Source organism: Legionella sp. 16cNR16C (assembly GCF_021297775.1).
Taxonomy (GTDB): Bacteria; Pseudomonadota; Gammaproteobacteria; order Legionellales; family Legionellaceae; genus Legionella_C; species Legionella_C quinlivanii_A.
This window is the reverse complement of record NZ_JAJTMX010000002.1, coordinates 449,815-463,104: the sequence shown is the minus strand read 5'-3', so window position 1 is coordinate 463,104 and position 13,290 is coordinate 449,815. Positions and strand designations below refer to the sequence as shown.

Below are 13,290 nucleotides of genomic sequence, written 5' to 3'. Positions count from 1 at the left end.
TTTAAAATTCCAATTAGGCTGGTATAATCAGCAGCCTTTTTCTGGTCGAAATTAGAGCTGGAGAGTAGAATGATACAAATGCAGACAGTGCTCGATGTAGCTGATAATAGCGGAGCGCGCAAGGTAATGTGTATCAAAGTGCTAGGTGGATCTCATCGTCGCTATGCGAGGGTAGGAGATGTCATCAAAGTGAGCATTAAAGATGCAATACCTCGAAGTAAAGTTAAGAAAGGTGCGGTGATGAAGGCTGTTGTCGTTAGAACCAGCCAAGGTGTCCGCCGTGATGATGGTTCGTTGATTCGTTTTGATGGCAATGCTGCAGTGCTATTAAATAATCAAAACGAGCCCATTGGGACTCGTATCTTTGGTCCAGTAACACGCGAATTGAGAGAGCGATTCATGAAAATCATCTCTCTTGCAGCAGAAGTATTGTAAGAGGGATTAATTATGAAGCGCATCCGATCAGGCGATACAGTAATTGTTATCACTGGTAAGAGTAAAGGCCATATTGGCAAAGTAAAAAAGGTTTTAGGTGTGGCCGTTGTGGTTGAAGGGGCAAACATGATTAAAAAGCATGTAAAGCCGAACCCGCAGATTAATCAGCCAGGCGGCATAGTATCAACAGAGGCACCCTTTAATATCTCTAATGTAGCTATGTACAATCCTCAAACCAAAAAGGCTGACAAAGTTGGTTTCAAGCTCATTGATAAGAATGGCAAGAATCAGAAAGTCAGATATTTTAAATCAAACAATGAATTAGTTGATATTGTTTAGTCAGGGTGATTGAAATGGCAAGACTTAAAGAGCACTACAAATCGAATGTAGTCGAATCATTAATGAAGAAATTCGGCTATAAAAGCGTAATGGAAGTTCCCAGGATCCTTAAAATAACAGTAAATATGGGTGTTGGCGAAGCGGTTGGCGATAAGAAAATTATGAATCATGCAGTCGATGACATGACTCTGATTACAGGCCAGAAGCCAGTTATCACTAAAGCAAAAAAATCTATTGCCGGCTTCAAGATCCGCGAAGGATGGCCTATTGGATGCAAAGTGACGTTAAGAAAACAAAAAATGTATGAGTTTCTTGATCGTTTAATCACCATTACCTTGCCACGTGTAAGAGACTTCCGCGGTCTTAACCCCAAATCTTTCGATGGAACAGGCAATTACAGCTTGGGAATTCATGAACAAATCGTTTTCCCCGAGATTGATTTTGATAAAACTGATGGGATCCGTGGCTTAGATATTTGTATTACTACAAGTGCTAAAACGAATGAGGAAGCAAGGGCTTTGCTAGAAGCATTCAACTTGCCATTAAAAGACAGAGACAAACATTAAGAAGGGTATTTACTGTGGCCAAAACATCAATGCTCGAACGAGAAAGAAAGCGTTCAAAGCTTGTAAATAAATATAGAGAAAAGCGTAGTGAGCTTAAAGTTCTGATCAAGTCATCTAATGATTTTGATGTTATTATGGACGCTCAGGCTCAACTTGCTAAATTACCTGTTAATTCAAATCCAGTTAGACAGAACAAGCGTTGCCAGCAGTGTGGGCGCCCTCATGCAGTCTATCGGAAATTTGGCTTGTGCAGAATTTGTCTGCGTCAACAATTAGTTGCTGGAAACGTCACCGGTGGTAGAAAGTCCAGCTGGTAAACAAAGGTTCTATGGAGAATAAGTGTGAGTATGCATGATCCTATTGCTGACATGTTGACGAGAATTAGAAATGGTCAACTGGCTAAGCATCAGAGCGTAACCCTCAACTCATCAAAGTTGAAGGAAGAAATCGCTCGTGTATTGAAAGAGGAAGGTTACATTCTCGATTACTCAGTACAAGCTGAAGAGAATAATCACAAGACTCTTACAGTCAAATTAAAATATTATCACGGCCGCCCTGTTATCGAGCGTATTTTACGTATTAGCAGACCTGGTTTACGTGTTTACAAACCTTTTAATGAGTTGTCATCAATTCCTGGTTTTGGTATTGCCATTTTATCAACTTCAAAAGGTGTAATGACTCACATCGCTGCCAAAAATAATCGTGTTGGCGGTGAAGTGCTTTGTGAAGTAGCTTAATTTTTGCGAGGATTAATATGTCAAGAGTAGCAAAAGCTCCGATACAGTTACCTGCAAATGTGGAGCTAACTTTATCAAAAAATGAAATGACTGTTAAAGGTCCAAAAGGTGAATTGACACAACATGTCAATAAGCTTGTATCTATTACAAGAGATGATGCTAAAATCACTTTTAGCCCAGCCTCTAATGACCCTAATGCCTGGGCGCAGGCAGGTACAGTCCGTGCGCTTCTAAACAATATGGTTAAAGGTGTAACTGATGGTTTTTCCGTTACCCTGGAACTCGTTGGTGTTGGATACAGAGCGCAAGCTAGCGGAAAGTCTGTCAGCTTATCATTGGGATATTCACATCCCATCGAATATGAATTGCCTACTGGTGTGACTGTTGAATGTCCAAACAACACTACGATCATCATTAAGGGCATTGATAGACAATTATTAGGTCAGGTTGCTTCTGAAATTCGTGCATTCAGACCACCAGAGCCCTACAAAGGAAAAGGTGTGAAATATGCTGGTGAACAAATTGCGCGTAAAGAAGCCAAGAAAAAATAGGGTTTAAATTATGAGTAAGATTAATGCACGTGTAAGACGCGGAGCCAAAACAAAAGCAAGACAGAAGTATTGCGGTCGTCCACGCCTTGTGGTTTATCGTAGTACTACACATATCTATGCTCAGATTATAGTACCCGGTGAAAATGGTGACCGTGTAGTGGCTTCCTGTTCCACAGTTGATAAAGAAGCAAGAGGTTCTATTAAAGGTACTAAAGTTGAGCAGGCGACAATGGTAGGAAAACTACTTGGCGAACGAGCTAAGGCACATCAAATTACCGATGTTGCATTTGACCGCTCTGGGTACAAATATCATGGCCGCGTTAAGGCACTTGCTGATGGTGCCCGTGAAGCTGGTTTGAATTTTTAAGGAACAGTGATGGCATTTGAAGAATCCAAAATGACTGAAGGGTATCAAGAGAAACTAGTCTCTGTGACCCGAACAGCGAAAGTAGTAAAAGGTGGACGAGTATTCGGGTTTGCTGTACTTGTCGTCATTGGCGACGGTAAGGGCAAAGTTGGTTACGGACGCGGTAAAGCCCGTGAAGTGCCGATTGCTATTCAGAAAGCGATGGAACAAGCACGTAAGAATATGACTTATATTCCATTGGCTGGAAATACAATTCATCACGAAATTACCTGGAGCTATGGTGCATCCAAGGTATTCATGAAACCTGCCAGTGAAGGTACCGGAATTATTGCTGGTGGTGCAATGAGAGCTGTTCTCGAAGTACTGGGTGTCCAAAACATTCTTGCTAAAAGTATTGGTTCAACTAACCCAAGCAACATCGTCAGAGCAACTATCGGTGCTTTGTCAAATATTGGAACTCCAGATTATGTCGCTGCTAAACGCGGTAAAACTGTTGAAGAAGTGATGGCAGGCTAATCATGAGCAAAAAAATTAAAATTACTTTGGTAAAAAGTACAATAGGTAGAAAACCCAAGCATATTCTGATTGTAAAACAATTAGGTCTGGGTAAATTAAATAGTTCTGTTATTCATCAGGATATTCCAGCGATCCGCGGTCTTGTGAATACTGTTCACTACTTGTTACGTGTAGAGGAGTGTGCCTAATGAAATTAAATACACTTTCGCCTGATCCAGGTTCAAAACGTCCAAAGCAACGTTTAGGTCGTGGTATTGGTTCTGGTCTGGGTAAGACAAGCGGAAAAGGCCATAAAGGGCAGAAGGCCCGTGCTGGCGGTTATCACAAGATCAACTTTGAAGGCGGTCAGATGCCTATTCAAAGACGTTTGCCAAAAATGGGTTTCAAATCTCGTATAGGCAAGTACAATGATCAAATCACACTTAGTGAACTTGCTTCCATTGAAGAAGAAATCATTGATATGGATACTTTGCGTCGGCACCGACTGATTAATACAGCTGTTAAAAACGTTAAAGTGATTCTTTCTGGTGAGATCAGTGTTGCTGTCAAACTGAAAGGGATTCCTGTGACCAAAGGAGCCCGTGCAATGATTGAACAGGCTGGTGGAAGTATAGAAGACTAATTATGAAAAACCGGAAGCAAATAGCAGGTCAACCCAAAAGTGGGTTGACTGAATTAAAGACCAGAATATTTTTTGTCATTCTTGGGATCCTTGTTTACCGTTTAGGTGCGCATATACCTGTACCTGGACTTGATCCACAGAAACTGGCCAATTTTTTCGGCGAACAACAAAATACTATTTTTGGCCTTTTTAATATGTTTTCTGGTGGGGCATTATCCCGAGTTACTGTATTCGCTATTGGTATAATGCCTTATATTTCCGCATCGATTATTATTCAGCTTTTTTCAGTCGTTTCTCCCAAGTTGGAGCAGTTGAAGAAAGAAGGTGAACAAGGGCGTCGTAAAATCAACCAATACACGCGCTACCTGACATTGTTATTATCAGTTTTTCAATCATTAGGTATGGCTCGATGGTTAGCTGGACAGCACATTGCTTTGCATGCTGATTTTACATTTTATTTTACGGCTGTTGTCACATTGGTTACTGGTACAATGTTCTTGATGTGGCTAGGTGAACAAATAACTGAAAAGGGCGTCGGGAATGGTATATCTCTTATCATTTTCTCTGGAATAGTCTCCAGTATGCCTAATGCAATTGCATCTGTGTTCCAGCAGGTTAAAGAGGGACAAATGCAGGCCTTGAGTCTGATTTTGATTGCATTAATCGTAGTTTGTGTAACCGGGTTTGTTGTATTCATGGAGCGAGCTCAAAGGCGAATCAGGGTTAACTATGCTCAACGTACTCAGGGCCGCAAAGTATATGCCGCCCAGACCAGTCATTTGCCGTTAAAAATAAATATGTCTGGAGTCATCCCGCCTATTTTTGCTTCCAGCATTATTCTGCTGCCTGCGACACTTGCACAGTTTTTTGCTAAAGGTAAAGGAATGGACTGGTTAGCTGATATTGGAATGGCTTTATCGCCCGGTCAGCCTTTATATCTGATCGTCTATGCGGTAGCGATTCTGTTTTTTGCCTTTTTCTATGCTGCTTTGGTGTTCAATCCTAAAGATACAGCTGATAATTTGAAAAAGTCAGGAGCTTATATTCCAGGCATTAGACCTGGTGAGCAAACGACAAAATATATTGATTCGGTAATGACCCGGCTAACATTAATTGGCGCAATTTACCTTGTACTGGTATGCTTGCTGCCACAGATATTAATGTACACCTGGCATGTACCCTTCTATTTTGGCGGAACTTCACTTTTAATCATCGTTGTTGTGATTATGGACTTTGTCGCACAGGTTCAAGCGCACTTAATGACTCAACAATATGATTCACTGATGAAAAAGGCCAATTTTAAAGGTACTAAATTACCTGGTCTTTTATGATTATTACTCGGAGTTATGAATGAAAGTTAGAGCATCAGTTAAGCGTATTTGCCGTAACTGCAAAATTATTAAGCGTCATGGAAATGTCAAAGTTATATGTAAAGATGCTAGACATAAACAAAAGCAAGGTTAATCTTGCTTGATTTTAATCCAATAAAATAGTATTCTTCTGTCCCTTTCCGGCAGAGCAAAGTAAACATACGGAGAAATTAATGGCTCGTATTGCAGGTGTAAATATACCAGATAATAAACATATAGTGATTGCACTGACATCAATCTTTGGTATAGGTAAAACAACTTCTAAACATTTGTGTAAAACAGTGGGTATTGAAGAGTCCACTAAAGTATTTCAGGTTCCTGAAGAGAAGCTTGAAGCTTTGCGTACCGAAATTGCTAAAATGACTGTGGAAGGTGACCTGCGTCGAGTTGTTTCCATGAATATCAAGCGATTGATGGATCTCGGATGTTATCGAGGACTCAGACATCGACGTGGACTCCCTCTGCGTGGACAACGAACTAAAACCAATGCTAGAACCCGTAAAGGTCGACGCAAAGGCACAAGTAATTAATAATTCAGGATAGTAAGATGGCTACAAATAAAGCTAAGCAGCAAAAGACAAGAAAAAAAGTAAAACGTGTGGTTTCCGATGGCATTGTGCACGTTCATGCTTCTTTTAATAACACAATTGTTACTTTTACTGACAGACAGGGTAACGCTCTATGCTGGGCAACGTCAGGCGGTTCTGGTTTCCGTGGATCGCGTAAAAGCACTCCTTATGCTGCACAGGTTGCCACTGAACGTGCCTCTGCTGTTGCAAAAGAATATGGTATGAAATCTGTTGCAGTATTCGTTCATGGCCCTGGCCCAGGACGTGAGTCAACGATTCGAGAGCTGATCTCTCAGGATTTCAAAATTGTTGAAATTACTGATGTTACAGGGATACCCCATAATGGGTGTAAACCTCCCAAGAAACGTCGCGTATAAGATTCAGGAGTAACTAATGGCAAGAAAATTAGGCCCAAAGTGCAAATTGTCAAGACGAAGAGGCACTGATCTATTATTAAAAAGTGGCGTTCGTGATTTTAAATCCAAATGCCGTTCTGAAAAGAAACCTGGCCAGCATGGTGACAAAAAAGGTCGCTTGAGTGACTATGGTCTGCAGTTAGACGAAAAACAAAAAATCAGAACTTATTATGGTATTCTCGAACGTCAGTTTAGAAACTACTATAAAAAAGCCGCTCGCATGAAAGGCTCTACCGGTGAAAATCTGATGGTTCTTCTTGAGAGCCGATTGGACAATGTTGTTTACAGATTAGGTTTTGCCAGCACTAGAGCTGAAGCCAGACAACTTGTTACTCATAAAGCTATTCTGGTGAATGGCCAACTGGTAAATATTCCATCATTCATTTTGAGTGCTGGTGATAAAGTTGAAGTTAGACAAAAAGCTAGGGAACAAGGTCGTATTAAAGCAGCTATCGCTTTATCCGAACAACGTGCTCCTTGTGATTGGTTAACTGCTGACTCTGGTTCAATGAAAGGTACATTTACATCTGCACCTACGTTAAATGATATATCATCTGATTTTAACGTTAATCTGGTTGTTGAACTTTACTCTAAGTAAGCTCGGAGACATAGCTGAATGTATACTGAAATAAACGAAATGCTGACGCCAACAGTGCTTAAGGTGCAAACTGATTCAATCAATCGTTCACGAATCGTACTTGAGCCTCTCGAGCGCGGTTATGGCCATACACTGGGTAATGCGTTAAGAAGAATTCTTTTGTCTTCTATGCCAGGATGGGCAATCACTGAAGTATCGATTGCTGGTGTTCTGCATGAATACAGTACTATTGAAGGTGTACAGGAAGATGTTGTTGACATACTGCTTAATTTGAAGCAAGTGGCTATTAAAGTTGCCTCTGGTAATGAAGCCACTTTAAGCCTTGTAAAAGAAGGTCCTTGTGTAGTTACTGCAGGTGACATTCAACTGAATCAAGGGCAGGAAATTGTTAATCCGGATTTGGTCATTGCCACTTTGAACGAGAATGGCAAACTCGATATGACGCTTAAAGTAGAGCGTGGTGTTGGTTTTCATTCCACTGACTCATTTGTGCGTGACTATGAGAATGATCTGGAGCGTAAATCTGTAGGTAAATTGAAGATTGACAATTCCTTTTCTCCTGTAGTGAAAGTCGCTTATTTTGTGGATAGTGCTCGTGTTGAAAACCGTACTGACCTTGATAAGCTAACCATTGATTTACAAACCAATGGAACATTGGATCCTGAAGATGCTATTCGTATTTCAGCTTCTATCCTGCAGCGTCAATTACATGCTTTTGTCGATATGAAGTTCGAGGAATCAAGAGCTGATAACAAAGAAAGAAATGATTTTGATCCTATTCTATTAAGACCAGTTGATGATCTGGAGTTGACTGTCAGATCAGCAAATTGTTTGAAAGCAGAGAATATATATTATATTGGGGATTTGGTTCAAAAAACTGAAAATGAACTCTTGAAAACCCCTAATTTAGGAAAGAAATCCTTAACTGAAATAAAGGATGTTTTAGCATCACGTTCTTTATCTTTGGGAATGAAATTAGAAAATTGGCCGCCAGCTAATCTAGGCGATTAATAGGAGTCTTATCAAATGCGTCACCGTAATTCAGGCCGAAGTTTCAGCCGTACAAGTAGCCATAGAAAGGCAATGTTTTCTAACATGTGCAATTCTCTGATTGAGCATGAGGTTATTAAAACTACCTTACCTAAGGCAAAAGAACTCCGTAAGTATATTGAACCTCTTATTACTGTTAGTAAAAAAGATTCAGTTGCTTCACGACGACATGTCTTCAATCGCTTAAGATCAAAAGAGGCAGTAGGTAAATTATTTACTATCCTGGGGCCAAGATTTAACAAACGCCCAGGCGGCTATGTGCGTGTTCTTAAATGTGGTTTCCGTGCAGGCGATAATGCACCAATGGCCATTGTTGAGTTCGTTGATAGACCTGCTCAAAATGAAGAATAGGTTCATTGCATAAAAAAGCCCACAGATGTGGGCTTTTTTATTTGTACCAACTAGCAATATTCAGATTAAAGCATTTGCCCAATTATTTTCTTCTGCTACAGCGGACTCTTCCTCATGATATTTCAATGAATGCCTGATTGAGAAGTCATAAACATTCGTAACTGCGATTTCTTCGTTTTCCGTCGTTATCCCGGGAATTACCATGAGCTTACTTCTCAGTTCCTCGTGATCATACCTTTCAGCTCCATTAACTAGTGTGCCAGTCCAAATGGCAATATTGCGACTGCGGTAAAAGTACCATAAATACGGATTTCCATTCATGGAAATTGAAGGGAAATAAATCTCTTCAGAGCTTCGTCTGCGCTCAACCTGAGTAGATTTTTTTTCTGCGGGGGCGTTGCGATGCGCAGTGCCTGTTTTTCCATATATTGAAATTGCCGGATATTTAACTCGAAGCAGCCTTACATCATTAATGATTGCGCGTGTCTCTGTTACGGTTATATCTGCCTTATGATGACTTAAATAACGATACAGATCTTTTTTATCATATTCCTCGTTACCCAGGAGTTTAAAGTCCGTGGTAGCTGTATTGTTATGTCGATTATATTTCCAGATAAAAGGATGACCCTTATAAGCAACATCCGGAAAGTAAATATGATCAGCCAATGGAGAGCGAACCGGTTCAGATGATTCTCCTCTATTGGATCTGCTATTCGCTATACAAAAAAAACTGAGAAAACTCTTTGGCATATGGCCTCCTGCTCGGATTAATTAAGTAATTCTATTGCAGTAGAACCACAGGAAATACTGGGGCTGGCTCATCCTATGTTCTAAGTGTATCTCTCCTGATTAAAGTCTATCAGTGGTAGAACTTCTGGCTTGACTATGGTTCCATGTCATAACCTGTTTTTACCGAGAATGCAAGATCTGTTCTTAGTGTAGGCTCCTGCTTTGCGAGTAACCATGCCTGGTAAATTAGGGCAATTAATTATGGTTGCCAAAAGCCTGAGTTACCCATGAAGGAATCCTTTCACGCTGTCAATCGTGTCGACTGTGATTTTCCTGAATTTTTCAGCAGTTAATTCACTTCCTTTTCCTGTCTTCTTTTTGTTGTTTATGAGTATTTCTTCGTAAGCGTTTTTGCCTAATAAAGTAAATAAATTATTTAATTCCGGGATTGAAAGCCTGGATACAGCCGGATTTTCTTCTGGCATCGTTGGCGAAATTCTGGAGGTCTGACTTTCATAAGCATACGCCATTTCTATCAGAGTCCCTTCCTGAAATTGCCTGCTAATTAGTTCAACTCCAACAGGCATATGTAAATCATCGCTATATCCAACATTAATACTAATTGAGGGTAAGCCGGCATTGGATGGGATCGGCGCACGCCAGGTATTTACTGTCATGGCATCGTAGGTGGCGGTTCCCTGACTAGTAATGGGCATTAGTAGAGCATCCAAATGGTTTAGATCCATTACGTTTTGTATATAGGCTCTGTTCCGGGCAAAAATAATTAAAGCCCGTTGATATGAACTACTTGAGTTGTCGGCCATGCTTGCCATAAAGTGTAGACAATCTTTGATTGAGCCGAAATTTCTTGTGCGATTGGATTGGCAGATGTCACGGAAACTTTCTCTGGTCGATGGAAAAGAGGCAAGATAAGCGTCTATATCCTCAATCTCTCCCGCCTGATTATTCTGACGATCATTATTGAAAGCTGGCAGATTAATATCAACGATGGTTGCGCCCATTTGCTGCATATTTGCAGTAGCATTCTTTATTATCCTGTTGATACTCGCTGGCATTTTATTGAATGGATCAAGGCCATTAACATTACGTACAACAGCAATTCGTTTATTAGCCAAGCCCTTCTTATTGAGAAACGCGGTATAGGTTTTTACTCTGGGAATATTCATTGTTTTTGGATCCCTGGAGTCGGGTTGAGCGATAACATCCAGTAAAATTGCCAGGTCCTGTACGGTACGTGCAATAGGACCAGCTGTTCCATCGAGATTGCCCATAGGGAAAATACCGTGTTGGCTAATTAATCCGGTGCTTGGACGAAGCCCTGCTAAACCATGGAAAGCAGCTGGAATTCTGACCGAGCCGCTATTATCAGTGCCAATAGCAAGCAAGGCAAAGCTCGCACTGACAGCAGCAGCTGGCCCGCCACTAGAGCCCCCGGGATTCTTACTGGTATCATAAACATTCCCGATTCTTCCACTGCGACTGCTGATTCCAAACATGCCCCAGGCAAACTCATCCATCCCTCCTTTGCCAAGGATAATGGCTCCCGCCCCTCGCAATTTCTCTACCAGAAAGGCATCATGTACGGGTTGACTACCTAATAGAGCGTAAGAGCCAGAGGTGGTAGTCGTATCGAAGGAATCGATATTATCTTTTAAAATTATGGGGATACAGTGAAGTGTTCCTGACATTTGGCCAGTTTTTTCGAAAATCAAATCCAACTGCTGTGCCTGCGTTAGAACGGAAGGATTAATTTCAGTCCAGGCATTAATAGGTGCATGACCATTGACACTTAAATCATATTTTTTAATACGCTCAATATAGGCGCTTACTAGCTGCAGGCAAGAAAATTGCTTAGTTTGAATGCTCTCATGGATGGAGGCTATGGTCTGCGATTCCAGATGAAGTGGAGAGTTGTTTTGAGAGGAGAAGGATGCACCGGCAAAGAATAAAATAATAAACAGGACGCTGATTGGAATATATTTCATAATTGATTCAATCTTTTGATAATTAATCTGGCATTCTCTATATCAACGATACTGGTTCTTCTCATGAAAAAAAAGCCCATTGATATGGGCTTTTTTAACAGTTTGCAGGTTCACTCCAGTGCTCTCTAAAACGGGATATCGTCATCCAGTTCGTCAAAGGCATTATGAGCAGCAGGGCTCATCTGCGGCTTTCCCATTCCTTGTTGAGCAGGTGCCTGCTGTGGCATATCACCGTAGTTAGAGGGGGCACTGCCTTTGCCGTCAAGCATTTGAATGTCATTGGCTACTATTTCGGTAGTATAGCGATCCTGGCCTTGTTGATCCTGCCATTTTCTGGTGCGCAGGCTGCCTTCCACATAGACTTTAGAGCCTTTACGAAGGTATTCACCAGCGATTTCGCCCAGTTTATTAAAACAGACTACGCGATGCCATTCGGTGCGTTCCTGTTTATCACCAGTTTGTTTATCTTTCCATGCTTCACTGGTAGCCACTGATAAGGTAGTTACCGCGTTTCCATTGGGCATATATCGAACATCGGGATCACCGCCAATATTGCCTATTAATATAACTTTATTAATTCCACGTGCCATTTCTACATTTCTCCTGAGGTTCTTGCGAGTTAGGAAAGGATTATAACGAATTTAAGCCAACAATTCATAGAGCTTCAGTGAGTTGATCTTCTGCTTATCGAGATCAGGATGATTCTTTATTGCCATTAAAGAGTTTTGATCTCTGCCCTTGAATGAGCTTTTTTTATGATTCATATACGGCTTTGAATTTCACTATTTTGCACTAATGTCATTCATTGGCCAGCTAATAAGAAGCCAAATCAGGCTGTATATAGTATTCATAATGAATAAACCTGTAATCCCGACATACTGGTAGCTAAGACCGGACAGCAAGCCACCGGCAAAAATTCCTAGAAACTGGCTGGTTGAATAAACACCCATCGCAGTGCCTTTATTGCTTTTACTCGCCTGACGGGAAATGATCGATGGTAATGACGCTTCAAGAATATTAAAGGCGACAAAGTAAATAAAAATCAGAATAAACAATGCGAGAAGCGTTGATGGAACAAATGCCAGTAAGAGCTGTGCCAGGGCTGTGAGGCTTACTGCTGTCAGAAAGACTAGACGCATTTTTTTCATGCGCTCTGCAATATAAATGAAGGGAAGCATGACAATAAAGGACAAAAGTAATACCGGTAAATAAAAATGCCATTGCTGGCTTAGATTACCTAGCTGTATTTGTGCTTTTAAAAGCATGGGGACCACATAGAACGTGGAAGTTAAAACCAGATGTTGAAAAAAAATACCGGCGTTTAAGCGCTGTAATCGGGTATCTCTTAGTACAGTACGCAGCAATTGGGGATTGGTTTCGCTTTCTGCATGAAAGCGCTCCTGTTCAGGGGAAGGAACAATAGTATAAAGAAATATCAAGCCAAGCAGCGATAGAACAAAGGTCAGATAGAAAATACTCGAAAGCCCATAGTGATGGGTAAGTACGGGACTTATTATCATTGCTGCAATAAAGGAGGTGCCAATGGTTAATCCTAAAATGGCCATGGCTTTGGTACGATCTTTATCTTCAGTCAGGTCAGCCAGCAAGGCAATCAGCACGCTGCCGATAGCGCCCATACCCTGTACAATGCGTGCTCCAATCATTCCATAAATAGAATGGGTCAATGCGCCCCAGAGGCTGCCTGCGGCAAATAAAATCAGGCCAATGGTAATCATACGCTTTCTGCCATAGCGATCTGAAAGGAGGCCGAAGGGAATTTGTAAAATACCCTGACTTAATCCGTAGCTGCCCAAAGCAATTCCAATCAGGCTCGCTGTGGCTCCGGACAATTGAACTGCGAGAACAGAAAATACAGGAATGAGCATGAAAAGACCAAGCATGCGAAAAGAAAACAGCATGGCAATGGGAACAACAGTTTTAGGCAGAGAATAGTTCATTCGGACAAAGCCAATGATTACAAAGCACAGATGGTACAAATTTGATGCCCTTGACACAAGCCCTTTGAACGATTGACAGTATTCATTAATCAGGGTAGCTTGCGTCTTTT

The 13,290-nt window shown here is 41.1% G+C and carries 21 protein-coding genes; 17 read left to right on the top strand and 4 right to left on the bottom strand.

The window, feature by feature from the left end; genetic code table 11:
* The first annotated feature begins 69 nt into the window (after positions 1-69).
* From rplN to rplQ, 17 genes are all read left to right on the top strand, one after another.
* Positions 70-435, top strand: coding sequence for a 50S ribosomal protein L14 (gene rplN, locus LXA66_RS06005; RefSeq protein ID WP_028388517.1), 366 nt, complete (start codon positions 70-72; stop codon positions 433-435).
* A 9-nt stretch (positions 436-444) separates the two neighbouring features.
* On the top strand, positions 445-774 hold the full coding sequence (gene rplX / locus LXA66_RS06000) for a 50S ribosomal protein L24 (protein ID WP_233013022.1): 330 nt from the start codon (positions 445-447) through the stop codon (positions 772-774).
* A gap of 14 nt (positions 775-788) precedes the next feature.
* Entirely contained in the window at positions 789-1,340 is a 552-nt protein-coding gene (gene rplE / locus LXA66_RS05995; protein ID WP_112220493.1) for a 50S ribosomal protein L5, read from the top strand.
* A gap of 14 nt (positions 1,341-1,354) precedes the next feature.
* Positions 1,355-1,657, top strand: coding sequence for a 30S ribosomal protein S14 (rpsN, locus tag LXA66_RS05990; RefSeq protein WP_058507945.1), 303 nt, complete (start codon positions 1,355-1,357; stop codon positions 1,655-1,657).
* 24 nt (positions 1,658-1,681) lie between these two features.
* Positions 1,682-2,077, top strand: coding sequence for a 30S ribosomal protein S8 (gene rpsH / locus LXA66_RS05985; RefSeq protein ID WP_112220492.1), 396 nt, complete (start codon positions 1,682-1,684; stop codon positions 2,075-2,077).
* Between the two features lie 17 nt (positions 2,078-2,094).
* Positions 2,095-2,628: a 50S ribosomal protein L6 gene (rplF, locus tag LXA66_RS05980; protein ID WP_058507947.1), complete on the top strand. Its 534-nt coding sequence runs from the start codon at positions 2,095-2,097 to the stop codon at positions 2,626-2,628.
* A 10-nt stretch (positions 2,629-2,638) separates the two neighbouring features.
* Complete coding sequence (gene rplR, locus LXA66_RS05975; protein WP_058507948.1) at positions 2,639-2,995, top strand: 50S ribosomal protein L18; 357 nt, start codon at positions 2,639-2,641, stop codon at positions 2,993-2,995.
* A gap of 9 nt (positions 2,996-3,004) precedes the next feature.
* On the top strand, positions 3,005-3,511 hold the full coding sequence (rpsE, locus tag LXA66_RS05970; protein ID WP_058507949.1) for a 30S ribosomal protein S5: 507 nt from the start codon (positions 3,005-3,007) through the stop codon (positions 3,509-3,511).
* 2 nt (positions 3,512-3,513) lie between these two features.
* Entirely contained in the window at positions 3,514-3,699 is a 186-nt protein-coding gene (rpmD, locus tag LXA66_RS05965) for a 50S ribosomal protein L30 (RefSeq protein WP_058507950.1), read from the top strand.
* Positions 3,699-4,133, top strand: a complete 435-nt coding sequence (gene rplO, locus LXA66_RS05960) for a 50S ribosomal protein L15 (RefSeq protein ID WP_112220491.1) — start codon at positions 3,699-3,701, stop codon at positions 4,131-4,133. Before rpmD ends, rplO begins: the two co-directional genes overlap by 1 nt.
* Positions 4,134-4,135: 2 nt before the next feature.
* On the top strand, positions 4,136-5,464 hold the full coding sequence (gene secY, locus LXA66_RS05955) for a preprotein translocase subunit SecY (protein ID WP_112220490.1): 1,329 nt from the start codon (positions 4,136-4,138) through the stop codon (positions 5,462-5,464).
* 19 nt (positions 5,465-5,483) lie between these two features.
* A complete protein-coding gene (gene rpmJ, locus LXA66_RS05950; RefSeq protein ID WP_083499241.1) occupies positions 5,484-5,597 on the top strand; it encodes a 50S ribosomal protein L36 in 114 nt (37 codons plus the stop codon).
* Positions 5,598-5,676: 79 nt separating this feature from the next.
* Positions 5,677-6,033, top strand: a complete 357-nt coding sequence (gene rpsM / locus LXA66_RS05945; protein ID WP_058507953.1) for a 30S ribosomal protein S13 — start codon at positions 5,677-5,679, stop codon at positions 6,031-6,033.
* Positions 6,034-6,050: 17 nt separating this feature from the next.
* Positions 6,051-6,449: a 30S ribosomal protein S11 gene (gene rpsK / locus LXA66_RS05940; protein WP_058507954.1), complete on the top strand. Its 399-nt coding sequence runs from the start codon at positions 6,051-6,053 to the stop codon at positions 6,447-6,449.
* A 16-nt stretch (positions 6,450-6,465) separates the two neighbouring features.
* The gene (gene rpsD, locus LXA66_RS05935) at positions 6,466-7,086 is read left to right on the top strand and encodes a 30S ribosomal protein S4 (protein ID WP_058507955.1); all 621 of its coding nucleotides are present in this window, start codon (positions 6,466-6,468) and stop codon (positions 7,084-7,086) included.
* Between the two features lie 18 nt (positions 7,087-7,104).
* Positions 7,105-8,097, top strand: coding sequence for a DNA-directed RNA polymerase subunit alpha (rpoA, locus tag LXA66_RS05930; protein ID WP_058507956.1), 993 nt, complete (start codon positions 7,105-7,107; stop codon positions 8,095-8,097).
* Positions 8,098-8,112: 15 nt separating this feature from the next.
* Positions 8,113-8,487: a 50S ribosomal protein L17 gene (rplQ, locus tag LXA66_RS05925; protein WP_058507957.1), complete on the top strand. Its 375-nt coding sequence runs from the start codon at positions 8,113-8,115 to the stop codon at positions 8,485-8,487.
* Positions 8,488-8,547: 60 nt separating this feature from the next.
* Here rplQ and LXA66_RS05920 read toward each other — a convergent pair whose 3' ends face one another.
* The 4 genes from LXA66_RS05920 to LXA66_RS05905 all read right to left on the bottom strand — a co-directional run bounded on the left by LXA66_RS05920 (position 8,548) and on the right by LXA66_RS05905 (position 13,180).
* Entirely contained in the window at positions 8,548-9,237 is a 690-nt protein-coding gene (locus LXA66_RS05920; RefSeq protein WP_233012407.1) for a hypothetical protein, read from the bottom strand.
* A gap of 260 nt (positions 9,238-9,497) precedes the next feature.
* Complete coding sequence (locus LXA66_RS05915) at positions 9,498-11,222, bottom strand: amidase (RefSeq protein WP_233012406.1); 1,725 nt, start codon at positions 11,220-11,222, stop codon at positions 9,498-9,500.
* 125 nt (positions 11,223-11,347) lie between these two features.
* A complete protein-coding gene (ssb, locus tag LXA66_RS05910; protein ID WP_112220487.1) occupies positions 11,348-11,812 on the bottom strand; it encodes a single-stranded DNA-binding protein in 465 nt (154 codons plus the stop codon).
* A gap of 192 nt (positions 11,813-12,004) precedes the next feature.
* The gene (locus LXA66_RS05905; protein ID WP_233012405.1) at positions 12,005-13,180 is read right to left on the bottom strand and encodes an MFS transporter; all 1,176 of its coding nucleotides are present in this window, start codon (positions 13,178-13,180) and stop codon (positions 12,005-12,007) included.
* Positions 13,181-13,290: the final 110 nt, after the last annotated feature.